This is a genomic window from Sporichthya polymorpha DSM 43042, from assembly GCF_000384115.1.
Lineage (GTDB): Bacteria > Actinomycetota > Actinomycetes > Sporichthyales > Sporichthyaceae > Sporichthya > Sporichthya polymorpha.
Map to the genome: position 1 here is coordinate 5,227,362 of NZ_KB913029.1, position 19,406 is coordinate 5,246,767.

At 72.4% G+C, this 19,406-nt stretch carries 15 protein-coding genes; 3 read left to right on the plus strand and 12 right to left on the minus strand.

Features of this window, described 5'->3' with window-relative positions; all coding sequences use genetic code 11:
- Positions 1 to 43: 43 nt before the first annotated feature.
- The 3 genes from SPOPO_RS0125205 to SPOPO_RS0125215 all read right to left on the minus strand — a co-directional run bounded on the left by SPOPO_RS0125205 (position 44) and on the right by SPOPO_RS0125215 (position 5,772).
- Positions 44 to 2,887 (minus strand): Rne/Rng family ribonuclease, encoded by a 2,844-nt coding sequence (locus SPOPO_RS0125205; RefSeq protein WP_019877979.1) that lies wholly within the window; start codon positions 2,885 to 2,887, stop codon positions 44 to 46.
- 158 nt (positions 2,888 to 3,045) lie between these two features.
- Positions 3,046 to 3,801: a TIGR03936 family radical SAM-associated protein gene (locus tag SPOPO_RS0125210; protein WP_019877980.1), complete on the minus strand. Its 756-nt coding sequence runs from the start codon at positions 3,799 to 3,801 to the stop codon at positions 3,046 to 3,048.
- Positions 3,802 to 5,772 carry a TIGR03960 family B12-binding radical SAM protein gene (locus SPOPO_RS0125215; protein WP_019877981.1) on the minus strand — a complete coding sequence of 657 codons (1,971 nt, stop codon included), beginning with the start codon at positions 5,770 to 5,772 and terminating at the stop codon, positions 3,802 to 3,804.
- 184 nt (positions 5,773 to 5,956) lie between these two features.
- Between SPOPO_RS0125215 and SPOPO_RS0125220 the strand changes: the two genes are divergently transcribed.
- The 3 genes from SPOPO_RS0125220 (at position 5,957) to SPOPO_RS0125230 (ending at position 8,426) form a co-directional block, all read left to right on the plus strand.
- On the plus strand, positions 5,957 to 6,268 hold the full coding sequence (locus SPOPO_RS0125220) for a YciI family protein (RefSeq protein WP_425424164.1): 312 nt from the start codon (positions 5,957 to 5,959) through the stop codon (positions 6,266 to 6,268).
- Positions 6,265 to 7,485, plus strand: a complete 1,221-nt coding sequence (locus SPOPO_RS0125225) for an RNA polymerase sigma factor (RefSeq protein ID WP_019877984.1) — start codon at positions 6,265 to 6,267, stop codon at positions 7,483 to 7,485. Before SPOPO_RS0125220 ends, SPOPO_RS0125225 begins: the two co-directional genes overlap by 4 nt.
- A 77-nt stretch (positions 7,486 to 7,562) precedes the next feature.
- Positions 7,563 to 8,426, plus strand: coding sequence for a DNA-methyltransferase (locus SPOPO_RS0125230; RefSeq protein WP_019877985.1), 864 nt, complete (start codon positions 7,563 to 7,565; stop codon positions 8,424 to 8,426).
- On the opposite strand, the gene rodA is transcribed toward SPOPO_RS0125230, so the two are convergent.
- The 9 genes from rodA to SPOPO_RS0125275 all read right to left on the minus strand — a co-directional run bounded on the left by rodA (position 8,411) and on the right by SPOPO_RS0125275 (position 19,403).
- Entirely contained in the window at positions 8,411 to 9,604 is a 1,194-nt protein-coding gene (rodA, locus tag SPOPO_RS0125235) for a rod shape-determining protein RodA (RefSeq protein ID WP_019877986.1), read from the minus strand. The two genes, SPOPO_RS0125230 and rodA, sit on opposite strands and share 16 nt — an antisense overlap.
- Positions 9,604 to 11,721, minus strand: coding sequence for a penicillin-binding protein 2 (gene mrdA, locus SPOPO_RS31590; RefSeq protein WP_019877987.1), 2,118 nt, complete (start codon positions 11,719 to 11,721; stop codon positions 9,604 to 9,606). The genes rodA and mrdA overlap by 1 nt, the downstream gene beginning before the upstream one ends.
- Entirely contained in the window at positions 11,718 to 12,272 is a 555-nt protein-coding gene (gene mreD, locus SPOPO_RS31595) for a rod shape-determining protein MreD (protein WP_019877988.1), read from the minus strand. The genes mrdA and mreD overlap by 4 nt, the downstream gene beginning before the upstream one ends.
- Positions 12,269 to 13,120, minus strand: a complete 852-nt coding sequence (mreC, locus tag SPOPO_RS0125250) for a rod shape-determining protein MreC (protein WP_019877989.1) — start codon at positions 13,118 to 13,120, stop codon at positions 12,269 to 12,271. Before mreC ends, mreD begins: the two co-directional genes overlap by 4 nt.
- A 13-nt stretch (positions 13,121 to 13,133) precedes the next feature.
- Positions 13,134 to 14,180 carry a rod shape-determining protein gene (locus SPOPO_RS0125255; protein WP_028985112.1) on the minus strand — a complete coding sequence of 349 codons (1,047 nt, stop codon included), beginning with the start codon at positions 14,178 to 14,180 and terminating at the stop codon, positions 13,134 to 13,136.
- A 375-nt stretch (positions 14,181 to 14,555) separates the two neighbouring features.
- Positions 14,556 to 14,963 (minus strand): nucleoside-diphosphate kinase, encoded by a 408-nt coding sequence (gene ndk / locus SPOPO_RS0125260; protein WP_019877992.1) that lies wholly within the window; start codon positions 14,961 to 14,963, stop codon positions 14,556 to 14,558.
- 50 nt (positions 14,964 to 15,013) lie between these two features.
- The gene (locus SPOPO_RS0125265; RefSeq protein ID WP_019877993.1) at positions 15,014 to 15,397 is read right to left on the minus strand and encodes a DUF4233 domain-containing protein; all 384 of its coding nucleotides are present in this window, start codon (positions 15,395 to 15,397) and stop codon (positions 15,014 to 15,016) included.
- Positions 15,394 to 16,767, minus strand: a complete 1,374-nt coding sequence (locus tag SPOPO_RS0125270; protein WP_033385191.1) for a bifunctional folylpolyglutamate synthase/dihydrofolate synthase — start codon at positions 16,765 to 16,767, stop codon at positions 15,394 to 15,396. The genes SPOPO_RS0125265 and SPOPO_RS0125270 overlap by 4 nt, the downstream gene beginning before the upstream one ends.
- Positions 16,764 to 19,403 (minus strand): valine--tRNA ligase, encoded by a 2,640-nt coding sequence (locus SPOPO_RS0125275; RefSeq protein WP_019877995.1) that lies wholly within the window; start codon positions 19,401 to 19,403, stop codon positions 16,764 to 16,766. Before SPOPO_RS0125275 ends, SPOPO_RS0125270 begins: the two co-directional genes overlap by 4 nt.
- Positions 19,404 to 19,406: the final 3 nt, after the last annotated feature.

The following is a 19,406-nucleotide window of genomic DNA, read 5'->3' on the forward strand; positions in this document are numbered from 1 at the left end:
CCTCGCCTCAAACCGAGGCGTCCGCCGAGGTTTCCGCCGAGGTTCACGCGGTCACCGGTTCCGGGGCCTTCACCGGCGAGGACGCCCGGCGACGGCGCCGCGCGGGCTTCGCCTCCGGCTCCTCCGGGGCCGCCGCGTCCGGGTCGTCCGGCGAGGCGGTCACGGTGCTCGGGCCGGTCTCCTCGGCCTGCTCGGCGGCTCCCTCGGCGCCCTCCGCGGCGGCCTGCTCGTCGACGTCCGTGCTGGTCAGCGCGGGGGTGTCCTCGACAGCTGCGTCCGCCTCGGACTCCGCCTCGAGGGCGAGGGCCTCGTCGGGAAGCTCGGTCGACTCGCCCGGGGCGGCCGCGTCGGCGTCGCTGCGACCCCGGCCGCCACGGCGGCGGCGGGAGCGGCCCGAGGCCGCCGGGGCGTCCGCGTCGGCAGGACCGCGCTGAGCCGGCGGACCGGGCTTCGGGACCGCCGCGGCGCGGTCGGGCTGCTCGGTGCGCACGACGATGCCGCGGCCGTTGCAGTGCTCACAGCTGTGCGAGAACGCTTCGAGCAGGCCCTGCCCAATCTTCTTGCGGGTCATCTGGACCAGGCCGAGGGAGGTGACCTCGGCGACCTGGTGCTTGGTGCGGTCCCGGCCGAGGCACTCGACGAGGCGGCGCAGGACGAGCTCGCGGTTCGACTCCAGCACCATGTCGATGAAGTCGACGACGATGATCCCGCCGATGTCCCGCAGCCGGAGCTGGCGGACGATCTCCTCCGCCGCCTCCAGGTTGTTGCGGGTGACGGTCTCCTCGAGGTTGCCGCCCTGACCGGTGAACTTGCCGGTGTTGACGTCGACGACCGTCATGGCCTCGGTCCGGTCGATGACCAGCGAGCCGCCCGAGGGCAGCCAGACCTTCCGGTCGAGGGCCTTGAGAATCTGCTCGTCGATGCGGTGCGCGGCGAAGACGTCCTGCTCGTTGGTCCACTGCGAGACGCGGTCGCGCAGGTCGGGCGCGGCGCTGTCGACGTACTCCGAGACCTCGGTCCAGGCGGCGTCGCCGGCCACGACCAGCGAGGTGAAGTCCGAGTTGAAGATGTCGCGGACGACGCGGATCGTCAGGTCGGGCTCGCCGTGCAGCAGCGCGGGCGCGGACGCGGACTTCGCCTTCTTCTGGATGGCCTCCCACTGCTTGGCCAGCCGCGCGACGTCCGCCGCGAGCTCGGCCTCGGAGGCGCCCTCCGCCGCGGTGCGGATGATGACGCCCGCGTCCTCGGGGACGACCTTCTTCAGGATGGCCTTCAGCCGCGCCCGCTCGGTGTCGGGGAGCTTGCGGCTGATGCCGGTCATCGACCCCTCGGGCACGTAGACCAGGTAGCGGCCGGGCAGCGAGATCTGGCTCGTCAGGCGCGCGCCCTTGTGCCCGACCGGGTCCTTGGTGACCTGCACGAGCACCGACTGGCCGGACTTGAGCGCGTGCTCGATCCGCTTGGGCTGACCCTCCAGGCCCTCGAAGTTGACCTCGCCCGCGTACAGGACGGCGTTGCGGCCCTTGCCGATGTCGACGAACGCCGCCTCCATCGAGGGCAGGACGTTCTGCACCCGGCCCAGGAACACGTCGCCCATCAGCGAGGACGATTCGCGCTTGTTCACGTAGTGCTCGACGAGGACGCCGTCCTCCAGCACCGCGATCTGCGTGCGCTCCTTGCCCTGCCGGACGACCATGACGCGCTCGACCGACTCGCGCCGGGCCAGGAACTCGGCCTCGGTGACGATCGGCACGCGGCGGCGGCCGGCCTCGCGACCCTCGCGGCGGCGCTGCTTCTTGGCCTCGAGGCGCGTGGAGCCGCGGACCGAGGTGACCTCGTCGTCGGCGGAACCGGAGGAGCTGCTCCCCCGCGACCGCTCGCGGGTTCGGGTTCGGGTGACGGTCGGCTCGGAGTCGTCGGACCCGCCCTCGCCGTCCCCGCGGCGGCGCCGGCGCCGGCGGCGTCGCGAGGTGCCCTCGGCGGTGTCGTCGCCGTTGTCCTCGCCGTCCCCGGCGGCGGACTCGTCCTCGGCCCGCTCGTCGTCGGTGGAGTCGGTGTCGGCGTCGTCCTCGCCGTTCGCGTCGGACGCCTCACCCGCGCGGCCCCCACGACCGCGGCGCCCCCGGCCACCCCGGCGGCGCCGGCGGCGGGTCGGGCCGGTGTCGTCGTCATCGTCGTCGGCACCCGCGTCGGCGAGCGCCTCCTCGACGGCGTCCGGGTCGATCGAAAGACCCTCGCCGATCAGGTCCTCGACGTTCTCGACGACCGCGTCGAGCGCCTCGTCGGCGGCGCTCGCCGTGCGGCGGGACCGCCGCCGCGGCGGCGGCACGACCTCGGGGTCGGGCGCCTGGAACAGCAGCATCGTCGGCGGGACCGGCGCGGCGGCGTCTTCGTCGGTGGACTCGGTGTCGGCAGTTGCCTCAGCCTCGACCTCAGCCTCGACCTCGACCTCAGGCTCAGCCTCAGGCTCAGCCTCAGGCTCAGCCTCAGGCTCCTCGACGGCCGCGGCGACGGGCTCGGGAGCGGGCTCGGCGGCGACGGCCTTCTTGCGGGTCCGGCGGGTCTTGGGCTTCTCCTCGGCGACGGGCTCGACGGTCTCCGCAGCGTCGGTTTCGGCGGCGCCCTCGGCAGGGGCCTCGGCGGTCGGCTCCGGGGCCGGCTCGGCGGCGACGGCCTTCTTGCGGGTCCGGCGGGTCTTGGGCTTCTCCTCCGCGACCGGCTCGGCGGCGCTCTCCGGGGCCTCCGGGGCGGTCTCCGCCACCGGCGGCCCGGCGGGGCGGGCGGCGGCTCGACGGCGCCGGGGCGCGGGAGCGGTGTCGGTGGTGGTGGTGCTGTCCTGAGCGGCGGCGTCGGTGTCGACGGTGCCGGTCGGCTCGTTCTCGAGCATCCGGTTGTCTCTGTTTCCGGTCACCGGGCGCGCCTGCGCTGGTCGGCGTAGGTGCGTCGCGCAGCGACCTAAGTCTGGGTTGGTCCGTCGCGCCGGTGTGGCGGCAGCGTCCGGACGGGCGGGTCGAACAAAACCTGGTGATTCCGACGGCGTGACGATCAGCCGGGTGGTGCAGGGGCCAGCGGGTCGTGCACCTCGGCGGAATCAGCACCGAGCAGGCCCTGCGCCAGCCTCGTCACCCTGGGTGACTGCAGCGGCCGCAGGTCGGCAACTCGGGCGAGTCCCGCGAGGACGTCATCGGGTCGAACAGCGGGTGTGACTTGCCGTACGACCACCTCGAGTATCGCACAGGGGTCGCCGTCCGTCCCGTCGCGCCGCTCGGCGACGCGCACGGTCGCGGCCACGACCGCCGCCCGGGCGTCGAAGGTGCGGGGGCCGTTCTTGGTGGTGCGGGTCACCTCGACGACGTCGGCCGCGAGGAACGCGGCGAGCGCCTTCTCGGCCTCGACCTCGGTCACGCCGGGCAGCTCGATGGCCCACCGGGAGGCCTGGAGCAGGTCGGCCAGCGCGCCCGGCGGGGCCGCGACGACCTGCAGGATGTCCAGGCCGTCGGGCAGGGCGGCGTTCAGTTCGGCCTGCAGCTGCGCCGGGTCGCGGACCTCCGCGAGGCCGATCTCCAGGTACTCGGCCTCGCTGGCGACCCCGGTCGGCGCGGCGTTGGCGTAGGAGACCTTGGGGTGCGGGGTGAAGCCGGCCGAGTACGCCATCGGCACCCGGGCGCGGCGCAGCGCCCGCTCGAACGCGCGCGCGAAGTCGCGGTGGCTGGTGAAGCGCAGGCGTCCCCGTTTGGCGTAACGGATGCGCAGCCGCTGGACGGTGGGCGGGGGCGGCGGCCCCTCGGGCGTGCGCGCCACTCAGGCGCCCGCCTGCACGGCACCCGACCCGACGACGGACAGCGGCAGCAAGGTCCGGCCGGTGGGCCCGACCTCGATCGCCGTCCCGAGCGTGTTGCAGACGCCGCAGTCGAAGCACGGAGTCCACCGGCAGTCCTCGACGTCGGCGGCGGAGTCCGGGTCCGCGGCCGCGGCCAGGGCCTCCTGCCAGTCGTCCCAGAGCCAGTCCTTGTCGAGGCCGGAGTCCAGGTGATCCCAGGGCAGGATCTCGTCGAGGTCGCGCTCGCGGGTCGTGTACCAGGCGACGTCGACGCCAGTGCCGGCCAGCGCCGTCTCGGCGCAGCGCATCCAGCGGTCGTAGGAGAAGTGCTCGCTCCAGCCGTCGAAGCGGCCGCCGTCTCGCCACACGCCCTCGATGACCGCGCCGACGCGGCGGTCGCCGCGGGAGAGCAGGCCTTCGACGATGCCGGGCTTGCCGTCGTGGTACCGGAAGCCGATCGCCCGGCCGTACCGCTTGTCCTCCCGGACGGTGTCGCGCAGCTTCTTCAACCGCGCGTCGGTGGTCTCGGCATCGAGCTGGGCCGCCCACTGGAACGGCGTGTGCGGCTTCGGCACGAACCCACCGATCGAGACCGTGCAGCGGATGTCCCGCGAGTTGGAGGCGTCGCGCCCGGCCTGGATGACCTTCTTCGCGAGCTCGGCGATCTGCAGGACGTCCTCGTCGGTCTCCGTGGGGAGCCCGCACATGAAGTAGAGCTTCACCTGCCGCCAGCCGTGCGCGTACGCGGTGGTGACGGTGCGGATCAGATCCTCCTCGGTGACCATCTTGTTGATCACCTTGCGCATGCGCTCGGACCCGCCCTCGGGGGCGAACGTCAGACCGGAGCGGCGGCCGTTGCGCGTCAGCTCCTCGGCCAGCGTCACGTTGAACGCGTCGACGCGGGTGCTCGGCAGCGAGAGCGAGATCTTGTCCGCCTCGTACCGGTCGGCCAGGCCCTTGGCGACCTCACCGATCTCGGAGTGGTCGGCGCTGGAGAGCGAGAGCAGCCCGACCTCCTCGAAGCCGGTATTCTCCAGGCCCGCCTGGACCATCTCGCCGATCGTCGTGATCGACCGCTCCCGGACCGGGCGCGTGATCATGCCCGCCTGGCAGAACCGGCAGCCGCGCGTGCAGCCGCGGAAGATCTCGACGCTGAACCGCTCGTGCACGGTCTCGGCCAGCGGGACCAGCAGCTTGCGCGGATACGGCCAGGAGTCCAGGTCCGAGACCGTGTGCTTGCGGACCCGGCGCGGGACGTCCGGGTGGTTCGGCTCGACGCTGGCGATCGCGCCGTCGGGACCGTAGGTGACGTCGTAGAACCGCGGGACGTAGACGCCGCCGGAGACGGCGAGGCGCAGCAGCAGCTCCTCACGGCCGCCGGGCGAGCCCTCGCCCTTCCACTCGCGCACGACCTCGGTGATGGCCCCGACGACCTCCTCGCCGTCGCCGAGGACGGCGGCGTCGAGGAAGTCCGCGATCGGCTCCGGGTTGAACGCGGCGTGCCCGCCGGCGATCACGACCGGGTGGGTCTCGTCGCGGTCGCGGGCGGAGATCGGGATGCCGGCGAGGTCGAGGGCGTTGAGCAGGTTCGTGTACCCGAGCTCGGTGGAGAAACTGACCCCGAACAGGTCGAACGCGCCGACGGGGCGGTGGGCGTCGACGGTGAACTGCGGGACGCCGTGCTCGCGCATGAGCGCCTCGAGGTCGGGCCACACCGCGTAGGTGCGCTCGGCGAGGACGCCCTCCTTCTCGTTGAGCACCTCGTAGAGGATCTGGACGCCCTGGTTCGGGAGCCCGACCTCGTAGGCGTCCGGATACATCAGGCACCAGCGGACCTGCGCGGCGTCCCAGTCCTTGACCGTGGAGTTGAGCTCACCGCCGATGTACTGGATCGGCTTCTGCACCCGGGGCAGCAGTGCCTCCAGGCGGGGGAAGATCGACTCGACGGACATGGGTCCAGGGTAGGGGCTCTCGAGCGCTGTGACTCACGTCACAACCTGGGGGTGACACCCCTTGTCGATTTCGCCGTCGGCCGTTCGTGGACAGAGTGAGAGCCGGCCACGAGGTCGGCCCGCACACCCAGAGGAGCTCGCCATGACGCAGTACCTGTTCTCCGTCATCCACGACTGGAGCGAGATGCCGGAGCCCGACGTGATGGAGCAGATGTTCGCCGACGTCGATGCCTTCAACAAGAAGGTCACCGAGGCCGGGCACTGGGTCTTCGGCGGCGGCCTGTGCCCGCCCGAGACGGCGACCGTCGTGAACAACGTCGACGGCAAGGTCACGACCACCGACGGCCCGTACGTCGAGACAAAGGAGATGCTCGGCGGCTTCTGGATCCTCGAGCTGGCCGACCTCGACGCTGCGCTGGCGCTCGCGGCGGAGGCCTCGGTGGCGTGCCGCAACCCGATCGAGGTCCGGCCGTTCCAGCCCGAGCCCGAGGCGTGAGCCGAGACCCGATCGCCGAGGTCTTCCGCACCGAGTACGGCCGCTGCGTCTCGACGCTCACCCGCGTCCTCGGCGACATCTCGCTCGCCGAGGACGCGGTGGCCGACGCGTTCACCGTCGCGGTCGCGCAGTGGGACCCGCACGACCTCCCGCCCAACCCGGGCGGGTGGATCACCACCACCGCGCGCCGCCGCGCCATCGACCGGCTGCGCCGCGAGTCGACGCGGGAGGCCCGGCACGCCGAGGCGCTCCTGCTGCAGGGCGAGGACGACCTGTTCCGCACGGCCGAGGAGGTGGGACCGGTGCGCGACGACCGCCTGCGGATGCTGTTCACCTGCTGCCACCCGGCGCTCGCGCCCGATGCTCGCGTCGCCCTGACGCTCCGTCTGCTCGGCGGGTTGGAGACGCCCGACGTCGCGCGTGCGTTCCTCGTCCCCGAACCCACGCTGGCGCAGCGGATCGTCCGGGCCAAGAAGAAGATCTCGGACGCGAACATCCCGTACCGGGTCCCGCGCGACGCCGACCTGCCCGAGCGCCTCGCCGGCGTGCTCGCGGTGATCTACCTGATCTACAACGCCGGCCACTCCGCCCCGAGCGGACCGACGCTGCACCGCGTCGAGTTGTGCGACGAGGCCGTGCGGCTCGCGCGGCTCGTCGTCGAGCTGATGCCCGACGAGCCCGAGGCGGTCGGACTGCTCGCGTTGTTGCTGCTGCTGGAGTCGCGGCGTCCGGCCCGCACCGCGCCCGACGGATCACTGGTACTGCTCGCCGACCAGGACCGCTCGCGCTGGCGTCGTGACCTGATCGCTGAGGGTCAGTCACTCGTGCGCGCGTGCCTGCGCCGCGACGCCCCCGGGCCGTACCAGATCCAGGCCGCGATCAACGCCGTGCACGCCGACTCCGTCGACGGCTCCCCCACCGACTGGCGACAGGTCCTCGCGCTCTACGACCAGCTGCTGGCGATCGCCCCCACGCCCGTCGTCGCCCTGAACCGGGCGGTCGCGCTCGCCGAACTCGACGGGCCCGTCGTCGCTCTCGCCGAGGTCGAACGCCTCGACCTCACGACCTACCAGCCCTACTGGGTCGCCCGCGCGGAACTGCTCGTCCGCGCCGAGCGGCCGGCCGAGGCCGCCGACGCCTTCGACCGCGCCCTCGCCCTCACCGACAACGCCGTCGAGCACGCGCACCTGTCCCGGCGCCGCGCCGCCCTCCCCTGACCTTGCGTCCGAAGATGTGGTCGCGATAGCAGCCACATCCTCGGACGTCCGGAGAGAGCGGGATAGCGTCTGCGCTCGTGGACTGGGGTGACGCGAGCCGCGATCTCGTGGTGCACGCGGACAACCTGGACGTGCTGCCGCGAATCCCCGACGGGGCGTTCACGACGATCTACCTCGACCCGCCGTTCAACACCGGCCGGTCGCAGCGGCGGGAGCGGCTGCGGACGGTGCGGTCGGCCGAGGGGAAGCGCATCGGGTTCGGCGGCCACACGTACGAGCAGATCGTCACCGGGCTGATGGCCTACGACGACACGTTCGCCGACTACTGGTCGTTCCTGTTCCCGCGGCTCGAGCACGCCTGGCGTCTGCTCACCGACGACGGGACGCTGTACCTGCACCTGGACTACCGCGAGGTCCACTACGCGAAGGTCGCGCTCGACGCGCTCTTCGGCCGGGAGTGCTTCCTCAACGAGATCATCTGGGCCTACGACTACGGGGCCCGCACCACGAAGAAGTGGCCGGCCAAGCACGACACGATCCTCGTCTACGTCAAGGATCCCGACCGCTACCACTTCGACTCCGCCGAGGTGGACCGCGAGCCCTACATGGCCCCCGGCCTGGTGACGCCGGAGAAGGCCGCGCGGGGCAAGCTGCCGACCGACGTCTGGTGGCACACGATCGTCTCCCCCACCGGCAAGGAGAAGACCGGTTACCCGACGCAGAAGCCCGAGGGCATCCTGCGCCGGATCGTCGCGGCCTCCTCGCGCCCCGGAGACCGCGTCGCGGACTTCTTCGCCGGGTCCGGCACCCTCGGCGCCGTGGCCCAGGCCCTCGGCCGCCGGTTCGTCTGCATCGACGCGAGCGCCGACGCCGTCGAGGTGATGCGCAAGCGCCTCGGCGACGGCCCCACCTACGTCTCCCTCCCTCACCCCGTGGGGTAGGCGAGGCGAGCGGTGGCGGAGGAGTTGGCGGAGATGTTGAGCAGCAGGCCGACCGCGGCGAGGTTCGCGAGCATGGCGGTGCCGCCGTAGGACAGGAACGGCAGCGGCAGGCCGGTGATCGGCATCAGGCCGAGCGTCATCCCGATGTTCTCGAACGCCTGGAAGCCGAACCAGCAGACGACCGCAGCGGCGACCAGGGTCCCGAACAGGTCGGGGGCGCGGCGGGCGATCAGGCAGCCGCGCCAGACGACGAGTGCGAAGAGCAGGACGATGGCGCCGGCGCCGATCAGGCCGGTCTCCTCGCCCGCGACCGTGAAGATGAAGTCGGTGTGCTGCTCCGGCACGAACTTGCCACCGGTCTGCGTGCCCTGGAACAGCCCGGTGCCCGTCAGGCCGCCGGAGCCGATCGCGATCCGCGCCTGGTTGGCGTTGTAGCCGACGCCGCTCGGGTCGAGGTTCGGATTGGCGAACGCGGCGAAGCGCGCGACCTGGTACTCGCTGAGCAGGTTCGCCTGCACGACGACGACGGCGCCGATCACCGCGGTGATCGCGAGACCGACGATCCACCGCGCCGGGACAGCCGCGACGACGAGCACGCCGGCGAGGATCGCGACCAGCACCATGATCGAGCCGAGGTCGGGCTGCAGCGCGACGAGCGCGATCGGCACCGCGGCAAGGCCGCAGGCGAGGAAGACCTCGAGGTGGGTGAAGCCGGTGCCGGCGCCCTCGCGGCGTTCGGCGAGCACCAGCGCGAGCCCGAGACAGAGCGCGACCTTCGCGAACTCCACCGGCTGGATCGAGATGCCGGCGATGTTCAGCCACGAGTGCGAGCCGTTGACGGTCGCCCCGAAGGGCGTGAGCAGCAGCGCGAGGCCGGCGATCGCCAGCAGGTACACCAGCGGGGCGTACATCCGCAGGCGGCGGTAGTCGCCGAGGGCGATCGCGGCCGCGAGGCCGAGCCCGAGCACGATCGAGACCAGGTGCCGCACGACCGAGGACGTCGGGTCGTCACCGGCGGCCTGCAGACGCGGACGGGTCGCGGAGTACACGAGCACCGAACCCGCGACGCAGAGCGCGAGCACCGCGGCGGCGAGGACGAGGTCGTGCCCGGACCGGCGTTCGGGCGCCGGCCGCCCGGGCGGCCGGGTTCCGCGTGCGTGCGGGATCAGCAGCGCCATCACTCGCCCCCGTCCTGCTCCTCGACCCGGCCCGGAAGGGCGGGCGGGAGCCCGTTCGGCCAGACGGCCGCGCGATCGACGCCGAGCATCGCGGACAGGACGGACCGGACGCCCGGCCCGGAGGTCCCCGACCCGGTGCCGCCCTGAGAGACCGTCATGACCGCGACGTAGCGGGACCGGTCGCCCTCGGGCCCGGCGAACCCGACGAACCAGGAGGTCGGGTCCTCGCCGAAGCGCTCGGCCGTGCCGGTCTTCGCGCCGACGGGCATCTCGACCAGCGGCCAGCCGGCGAAGACCCCGGCCGCGGTGCCGCTGCGCGACGTGCCCTCCAACGCCGCGAGCAGGTACTTGAGGACCTTCGGCGAGACGTCGACCTTGCCGTCGGAGACCGGGGCGAACCGGCGGACGACGTCCCCGTCCGGCGTGAGCTCGGCCTGGGCGACGCGCGGCCGCCACAGCGTCCCGCCGTTCGCGATGGCGGCGTACACGCGCGCCATCTGCAGCGGCGTGGTCATCGTGTCGCCCTGGCCGATCGAGAAGTTCACCGCGTCGCCGGCGCGCCACTTGGCGCCGTCGATGCAGTTCTCCCGGTCGAGCTGGTGCAGGAAGGTGGCGCGCGCGGCGTCGTCGCCGTAGACGGCGGCGCGGTCGGCGTTCGCGGCCTCGGCCCGCCCGCAGGTCGCCTCGCGGGTCTGCTCCCAGTACGACTGCTTGAACTCGCGCGAGGCGATCCGGCCGCCGATCTCGCCCGGCAGGTCGATGCCCGTCGGGCGGCCGAGGCCGAAGATCTCCGCCATGCGCTGCATCGGGTCGGCGGGGTCGGCGACGGGGTTCTCGGCGCCGTCCCGCTGCCACATCTCGTGCGCGATCTTGTAGAAGACCGTGTCGCAGGAGACCTCGAGCGCGCGGGCCAGGGTGATGTTCCCGTACGCGTGCGACTCGTAGTTCTTGAACGTCTGGTTCCCGACCGTGTACGAGCTCGGGCACGGATAGGTCGCGTCGAGGTCGTAGCCGGCCTTCGCCGCCGCGGCCGTCGAGATCACCTTGAACAGCGAGCCGGGCGGGTCGGCCGCGGCGTAGGGCCGCGCGAGCAGCGGGGTGCCGGCCTGGTCCGACACCAGCTTCGCGTAGGTCTTGGCGTCGATGCCGCCGACCCAGTCGGACAGGTTGAACGTCGGCGCGCCCGCCATCGCGACGACGGCGCCGTTCGTCGAGTCGAGGACGACGATCGCGCCGGAGTCCGCCGCGTACCTCCGCCCGCGGTAGTCCGGCACGTTGCGGGCCCGTTCGATGCCCTCGGCCAGCGCACGCTCGGCGATCGCCTGGACCTTGGCGTCGATCGCGGTCAGCAGGTTGTTGCCGGGCCGGGGCGCGGCCGCCTCGACGGTCTGCAGCACGTGGCCCAGGTGATCCACCGTCACCCGCGTCACGCCCGGGGCGCCGCGCAGCAGGGCGTCGTACTGCTTCTCCAGGCCCGCGCGCCCGACGAGGTTCGCGACGCCGAGCCGCGGGTCGCGCAGCCCGGCCTCCTTCTGCGCGGCGACGTCCTTCTCGTCGGCCGGCTGCAGGTACCCGAGGACGTGGGCGAGCTTCGCCTTGCCCTCCTGCGGATAGTTGCGCACGCTCACCGAGACGGCGTCGACGCCGGGGAACCGCTCGCGGAACTCGAGGACCTGCATCGCGACCCGGGAGTCGACGTCGACGGCCACGGGGACGGGCTGGTACGGCGAGCCGTTCCAGCAGGGCGCGGTCACACCGGCCCCGCAGGGACGGATCTGCGCGCGCAGGTCGTCGGCACTCACGCCGAGGACGCGGCCGAGCCGGTCGAGGACGGCGGCCCCCCGGTCCGGCTGCCGTGACAGGTTCGTGCGGTCGACGGTGATCTGCAGCTGCGTCCGGTTCTGGACCAACGGACGGCCGGCGACGTCGAGGATCAAGCCGCGCGGCGCCGGCGTCACGACCTCGCGGATCGTGTTGGCGTCGGCCGCCGCGGCGTACGCGTCGGAGTCGACCGACTGCAGGTACGCCAGCCGGCCCCCGAGCAGGACCATCAGTGACAGCCCGATTCCCTGCAGCACCCGGACGCGACGCCCGGTGCGCGCCACGCCCTCGCTCACCGGACCCCCAGCGGCACGCGGGCCAGCGGCATCTCGGCCGGGATCGGCTGCGGCCGGCGCCGCCGGCTCAGCGGCAGGACGACCAGCGCGAGCAGCAGGGTCGAGAGCGCGACCGACGGCAGCGTCGCGAGCGCGTGCAGAACCCCGGCCCGCGGGTCACCCAGCAGCTGACCGAGCAGCGTGAACAGCAGTGGCGCCAGCGCGGCGGCGACTCCCCCGACGGCGATGCCGAGCAGCGCCGACTCGGCGACGTCCGTGGCGAGGAACCCGACGAGCGCGCCGAGCAGGCAGAGCACGAACGCCCACTGGCCCGCCGGGTGGTCGGCGGGCGGGAGCAGGTCGAGCAGCAGACCGACGCCGAAGCCGGCGACTCCCCCGGCCCGCGGGCCGGAGCGCAGGGCGACGGCCAGCACCACGAGAGCGGCGAGCTGGGGCTGCCCCGCGCCCGGCCAGTCGAGCCGGGCGATCAGCGAGACCTGCGTCAGCGCGGCGAGCAGCCCCAGCAGGGCGAGGCCGGTCAGCCGGAGCGCGTGGGCGGTGGCCGGGCTCACCGCTTCTCCTGAGGGGCAGTCTCCTGAGGGCCAGTCACGACGCCGACCACGTCGAGGGCGGAGAGTTCGCCGTAGGGGCGGACGAACGCCACCGGGGCGGGGCCGCCGGCGCCCTGGATGTCGACGATCTCGCCGATCGGGATGCCCGCGGGGTACGGCGCGCCGCCGGGCGAGCCGAACGTCCGCACGTCCTGGCCGACGGCGAGGCGCGCGTTGGGGTTGAAGAGCTTCAGCCGCAGCAGGTCGCCGCCGGTCCCGTCGAGCGAACCGACCTGGCCGGTGTCCGTCACCCGCACCCCGACGGTGAGGATCGGGTCGGCGAGCAGGAGCACCGTGGCGGTCTTCTCGGTGACGGACAGGACCCGGCCGGCGAGCCCGGACGCGTTGAGCACGGCGGAGTCCACGACCACGCCGTGCGCGCGGCCGCGGTCGATCACGACCGTCCAGGAGTAGCCGTCGATCGCGTTGAGGGCGATGACGTGACCCGTCGTCAGGTTTGTGCCGGTCGCGGCGGCGATGTCGGCGAGTGCTTCGGACCGGTCGGTGTACGTGCCCCGGGCGAGGGCGTCGCGAAGCTGCGCCTGGAGCGCGACGTTCTGCGCCGAGAGCTCCTCGATGCGGCGCGCGTCGGCGTTCGCCCCGCCGAAGGCGCCCGCGATACGGACGACGGGGTTGGTCACGGTCGTCGCGGCAGACTGCAGCGGGCTCAGCACCGTCGCGGCGGCGCTGCGCACGGGGTGCAGCGGCGACGACCCGTCTCCGGCCTGAGCGTCGATGCTGGCGAGGGCGAACGCCCCCACCAGCAGCGCGCCGAGGGTGAGACGCGTCGCCGCGGTGTCGCGGACCATGAGCGACCTCGCGTCAGAAGCGGTGCTGGTACGGGTTGTGCGGGGCCATCACGGCCTGCAGCGCGTCGAACTCGTCCACACACTTGCCGGCGCCGAGCGCGACGCAGTCCAGCGGGTCGGACGCGATGACGACCGGCATCCCGGTCTCGTCCGACAGTCGCTGGTCCAGACCGCGCAGGAGCGCGCCGCCGCCGGTGAGCATGATGCCGCGCTCCATGATGTCGGCGGCGAGCTCGGGCGGGCACGAGTCGAGCGTGTTGCGGACGGCGTCGATGATCGCCTGCACGGGCTCGGCGATCGCGTCGCGGACGTCCTCCGACGAGACGACGATCGTCTTCGGCAGGCCGGTCACGAGGTCACGCCCACGGATCTCGGCGACCTCCGGGTTCGCCAGCGGAACCGCCGCGGCGAGCGTCATCTTGATCTCCTCGGCCGACCGCTCCCCGAGCATCAGCGAGTAGACCTTCTTGACGTGGTTGATGATCGCCTCGTCGAACTCGTCACCGGCGGTGCGGATCGACTGGGCGTTCACGATGCCGCCGAGGGAGATGATCGCGACCTCGGTGGTGCCCCCGCCGATGTCGACGACCATGCTGCCGGTCGCCTCGGCCACCGGGAGCGCGGCACCGATCGCGGCCGCCATCGGCTCCTCGACGATGTGGACCTGGCGGGCCCCGGCCTGGCTGGCGGCCTCGATGACCGCGCGGCGCTCGACGCCGGTGATGCCCGAGGGCACGCACACGACGACGCGCGGCTTCGCGAAGTAGCGGCGGCGGTGCACCTTCTGGATGAAGTAGCGGAGCATCCGCTCGGTGATCTCGAAGTCCGCGATCACACCGTCGCGCAGCGGCCGGACGGCCACGACGTGCGCCGGGGTGCGGCCGATCATCTGCTTGGCCTCGGAGCCGACGGCCACGACCGCGCCCGTCATCGTGTTGATGGCGACGACGGACGGCTCGTTGAGCACGATGCCGCGGCCACGGACGTAGACGAGGGTGTTCGCGGTGCCGAGGTCGACCCCGATGTCGCGGCCGACGAACTTGGACATCGGCGAGGCCATGGAGAACCCGCCGAGCGGGTTCCGCGCAGGGGTGGCCGGCCGGGGGGCCGGGACCTTCGCCTCCGGGGCGTCGTCGATGACGAGCTTGTGTTCCGGGGCCAGTCCCGTCCCGGTGGGCGGTGTCTCGAGTGTTGTCATCAGACGAGCCTTCCGGGGCGAGAGTGACGGGTGTGACAGGTGTGAAGCTATACCCCGTGTGAGGCGACGATAGCCATGCGCAGGTCAAGATCACGGCAGCGACGCGCGACGGCGCGGCGCTTCACAGCCACGCTTCCGGCGGGCGCCCGTTATGGCCCGATACGGGCACAAAAAACGACCGGCCGCTCGGAGCGAGCGGCCGGTCGGGAAGTGCAGGGAAGCGCGGGGAGCGGTGCCTCAGAGCTCCGGGAACCAGAGCGCGATCTCGCGGGCGGCGGACTCGGCGCTGTCGGAGGCGTGGATCAGGTTCTCCTGGTTGGAGAGCGAGAAGTCGCCGCGGACGGTGCCCGGGGCGGCCTTGCGGCCGTCGGTGGCGCCGACGATGCCGCGGACGACGGTGATCGCCTCGTCGCCGGAGAGGATCAGGGCGACCAGCGGGCCCGAGGTGATGAACTCGCGGAGCTCGGGGTACCAGCCCTTCTCGACGTGCTCGGCGTAGTGCTGGTCGGCGAGCTGCTTGTCGACGGTCTGGAGCTTCATCGCCTCGATCGTGAAGCCCTTGGCCTCAAAGCGGGACAGGATCTGGCCCACCAGGCCGCGGCGCACGCCGTCCGGCTTGACGAGGACGAGGGTCTTCTCGGACACGCGGAACTCCTAGGCAAGTGCGATTCGACAGTGCGCGGAACGCGGCGAGCCTATCCGCCGCCACCCGGGTAACCCTCGGCGACCATCCGCCCGATCCGGAGGGCGGCGATCCAGAGCCCGCCGAAGATCAGGCCGAGGATCACCATCACGGGCACCACGATCGCAGTGAGCAGGACGAGCACCTGCATCGCCCAGCCGACCGGGATCCCCGCGGGCGAGCGCAGCAGCCCGGTCGCGAGCACGCACCCGAGTGCGAGCCCGCCCCCGACCGCGAGCGCCGTGCCGGAGGACACGTCGTCGGACATGCGCGAGGCGACCAGCGCCCCGAAGAACACGACCAGCCCCTCGAAGATCAGCACCACCGAGCACAGCCGGCGGGTCATCTTGATCCGCGAGGCCTCGGTCAGGCCACGAGGTTCGTACTCGCCGCTCACGCCTGATCCCGCGCGGGTGTGCCCTGCAGCAGGTGCCGCGCCGCCCCGGCGAGCACGACCGACCCGGTGACGAGGACGCCGAGCCCTCCGAGGTCGTCGGCGCCGTCCTCGGCCAGCGCCACCGCGGCCTCGATCGCGTCGTCGAGGCGCGGGACGACCTCGACCCGGTCCTCGCCGAAGATCTCGACGGCCTGGGCGGCCAGCGCGTCGGCGTCCATCGACCGCGGGCCGGGGACGTTGGTGATGACGACCTCGGCGAGCACGGGCTCGAACGCGGCGAGGATCCCGCGGGCGTCCTTGTCGGACAGGACGCCGAGGACGCCGATCAGCCGGGTGAAGCCGAAGTCGGTGCCGACCGCGGCGGCGGTCGCCTCCGCGCCGTGCGGGTTGTGCGCCGCGTCGAGGACGATCGTCGGCGAGCGGCGGACGACCTCCAGCCGACCCGGCGAGCGGACGGCGGCGAAGCCGGTACGCAGGACGTCGACGTCGAGCTCCCCGCGGCCCCCACCGAGGAACGCCTCGACGGTGGCGAGGGCGCAGGCCGCGTTGTGCGCCTGGTGCTCGCCGATCAGCGGCAGGAACAGTTCCTCGTACAGCCCACCGAGACCCTGGATCGCGAGCACCTGCCCGCCGACCGCACCCAGGCGCCCGCGGAGCCCGAACTCCAGGCCCTCGCGCGCGACGGTGGCCTCGACCTCGCCCGCGCGGCCGAGCAGAATCTCCGCGACCTCGACCGACTGCTGCGCGAGCACCGCGAAGGCGTTGGGCTTGAGAATCCCGGCCTTCTCCCCCGCGATCCCGGTGATCGTGTCGCCGAGGTAGTTCACGTGGTCGATCGCGATCGGTGTGACGACCGCGACCTGACCGTCCGCCACGTTCGTGGCGTCCCAGGCGCCGCCCATGCCGACCTCGACGATCGCGACGTCGACCGGGGCGTCGGCGAACGCCGCGTAGGCGAGCCCGACCATCACCTCGAAGTACGAGAGCCGCGGCCCGCCCTCCGCCTCCGACTTGGCGTCGACCAGACCGAGGTACGGCTCGACGTCGCGGTAGGTCTCGACGAAGCGCTCTTCGTCGATCGGCTCCCCGTCGAAGCAGATCCGCTCGCGCAGCGTCTCCAGGTGCGGGCTGGTGAACAACCCGGTGCGGAGACCGAACGCGCGCAGCAGCGACTCGATCATCCGCGCCGTGCTGGTCTTGCCGTTGGTCCCGGTGATGTGAATGACGGGGTACGACGTCTGCGGCTCACCGAGGAGGTCGGTCAGCGCGCGGATCCGGTCCAGGCTCGGCTCGAGCTTCGACTCCGGCCACCGGGTGAGCAGCGCCGCCTCGATCTCGGCGACGCTCAACTCCCCTGCGGGCGACGTCACGACGCGGGCAGTGCGTCGAGCTGACCGGAGATGCGGGCGACGTCCGCCTCGGCGGTCTCCTTGCGCCCGCGGATCTTCGCGACGACCGACTCCGGCGCCTTGGCGAGGAAGGCGGCGTTGGCGAGTTTCGCGTCGGCGACCTCGATCTCCTTGCGCGCGGCCGCGAGGTCTTTCTCCAGCCGGGCCCGCTCGGCCCCGACGTCGATCGCGCCGGAGAGGTCGAGCTCGACGACCGCGCCCTTGCGCTCGAGCGTCGCGCCGGCCGTGAACCCGTCCTCGGGCTCGGTAAGCCGGGTCAGGGCGCGGACCTGGTCGGCGTGCTCCGCGAGACCCGGAACGCTGCCGTCGCAGGTGATGCGCGCAGCCACCTTCTTCGACGGCGGGACGCCCTGGTCGGAGCGGAAGCGGCGGATCTCGGTGACGAGGTCCTGCACCGCGGTGATCTGGGCCTCGGCGTCGGCGTCGGCGCAGGAGGCGTCCGCGGTCGGCCACGGGGCGATGACGATCGACTCGCCGCCGGTCAGCGTCGTCCAGAGCTCCTCGGTGACGAACGGGATCACCGGGTGCAGCAGCTTGAGCAGGACGTCGAGGGTGTGGCCGAGCACCGCGCGGGTGGTCTCGGCCTCCGCGCCGCCGCGGGCCAGCGGGGCCTTGGCGAGCTCGAGGTACCAGTCGCAGAACTCGTCCCACACCAGGTGGTAGAGCGCCTCGGTGGCCTTCGCGAACTCGTAGTCCTCGTAGAACGCGTCGACCTCGGCGACGGTCGCGTGCAGCCGCGAGAGCATCCACCGGTCCGCCGGGGAGAGCTGCTCGCGCGGCGGCACCGCGGTCTCGACGGTGGCGCCGTTGATCAGCGCGAACCGGGTCGCGTTCCAGAGCTTGTTGCAGAAGTTGCGCGAGCCCGCCACCCAGTCCTCACCGATGGGCGCGTCGGTGCCGGGGTTCGCCCCGCGGGCCAGCGTGAAGCGCAGCGCGTCGGAGCCGTAGGCGTCCATCCAGTCGAGCGGGTCCACGGCGTTGCCGAAGGACTTGCTCATCTTCTTGCCGAACTGGTCGCGCACCATGCCGTGCAGGCCGATGGTGTGGAACGGGATGTCGCGGCCTGACGGAGCGTCATCCTTCATCGCGTACAGGCCGAACATCATCATCCGGGCGACCCAGAAGAAGAGGATGTCGTAGCCCGTGTACAGGACCGAGTTCGGGTAGAACTTCGCGAGCTCCGGCGTGCGCTCCGGCCACCCGAGCGTCGAGAACGGCCACAGGGCGGAGGAGAACCAGGTGTCGAGGACGTCCTCGTCCTGCGTCCAGCCATCGCCGCTCGGCGGTTCCTCGTCCGGCCCGACGCAGACGACCTCGTCGTTCGGGCCGTACCAGACCGGGATCCGGTGGCCCCACCACAGCTGGCGGGAGATGCACCAGTCGTGCATGTTGTCGACCCACGCGAACCAGCGCGGCTCGAGCTCCTTGGGGTGGATCGTCACGCGGCCGTCACGCACCGCGTCGCCCGCGGCCTGAGCCAGCGGGCCGACGTGAACGAACCACTGCAGGCTCAGGCGCGGCTCGACCACGGTCTTGCACCGGGAGCAGTGCCCGACCGAATGCAGGTACGGCCGCTTCTCCGCGACGATGCGGCCCTCGGCACGCAGCGCGGCGACGACGGCGGGCCGGGCCTCGAACCGGTCCATGCCCTGGAACGGGCCGTGCGCGGTCACGATCGCGGCCTCGTCCATGATCGGAACCGAGGGCAGGTTGTGCCGCTGGCCGATCGCGAAGTCGTTCGGGTCGTGCGCCGGTGTCACCTTCACGGCGCCGGTGCCGAACTCGGGGTCGACGTGCTCGTCGGCGACGATCGGAATCTGACGCCCCGTCAACGGCAGCTCGACGGTGGTGCCGATCAGGTGCCGGTAGCGCTCGTCCTCCGGGTGGACCGCCACTGCGGTGTCACCGAGCATCGTCTCGGCGCGCGTGGTCGCCACGACGATCGAGGCGTCCCCGTCGCCGTAGCGGATCGAGACGAGCTCGCCCGGGTCCTCCTGGTGCTCGACCTCGATGTCCGAGAGCGCGGTCCGGCACCGCGGGCACCAGTTGATGATGCGCTCGGCGCGGTAGATCAGCTCGTCGTCGTAGAGCCGCTTGAACATCGTCTGGACGGCCTTGGACAGGCCCTCGTCCATCGTGAAGCGCTCGCGCTCCCAGGCGACGCCGTCGCCGAGGCGCTTCATCTGGCCCAGGATCTTGCCGCCGGACTCGGCCTTCCACTCCCAGACCTTCTCCACGAACGCCTCGCGGCCGAGGTCGTGGCGGGAGACGCCCTCCTTGGCCAGCTCGCGCTCGACCACGTTCTGGGTCGCGATGCCGGCGTGGTCCATGCCGGGCAGCCACAGCGCCTCGTACCCCTGCATGCGGCGGCGGCGGACCAGGGCGTCGATCAGGGTGTGCTCGAACGCGTGGCCGAGGTGCAGCGACCCGGTCACGTTCGGCGGCGGGATGACGATGCAGTACGCCGGCTTGTCCGAGTTCGCGTCGACCTCGAAGTACCGCGCAGCCACCCACCGCTGGTACAGCGGACCCTCTACCTCCGCCGGCGTGTAGCGGGTCGGGAGGTCAGCGGCAGCGCGGGTGGTCTGGTCAGTCACGCG

Excerpts from the sequence above, each read along its gene's own strand:
- SPOPO_RS0125205 (WP_019877979.1), bottom strand. The coding sequence starts at position 2,887 with ATGCTCGAGAACGAGCCGACCGGCACCGTCGACACCGACGCCGCCGCT.
- SPOPO_RS0125215 (WP_019877981.1), bottom strand. The coding sequence starts at position 5,772 with ATGTCCGTCGAGTCGATCTTCCCCCGCCTGGAGGCACTGCTGCCCCGG.
- SPOPO_RS0125220 (WP_425424164.1), top strand. The coding sequence starts at position 5,957 with ATGCCGGAGCCCGACGTGATGGAGCAGATGTTCGCCGACGTCGATGCC.
- rodA (WP_019877986.1), bottom strand. The coding sequence starts at position 9,604 with ATGGCGCTGCTGATCCCGCACGCACGCGGAACCCGGCCGCCCGGGCGG.
- mreC (WP_019877989.1), bottom strand. The coding sequence starts at position 13,120 with ATGGTCCGCGACACCGCGGCGACGCGTCTCACCCTCGGCGCGCTGCTG.
- SPOPO_RS0125255 (WP_028985112.1), bottom strand. The coding sequence starts at position 14,180 with ATGGCCTCGCCGATGTCCAAGTTCGTCGGCCGCGACATCGGGGTCGAC.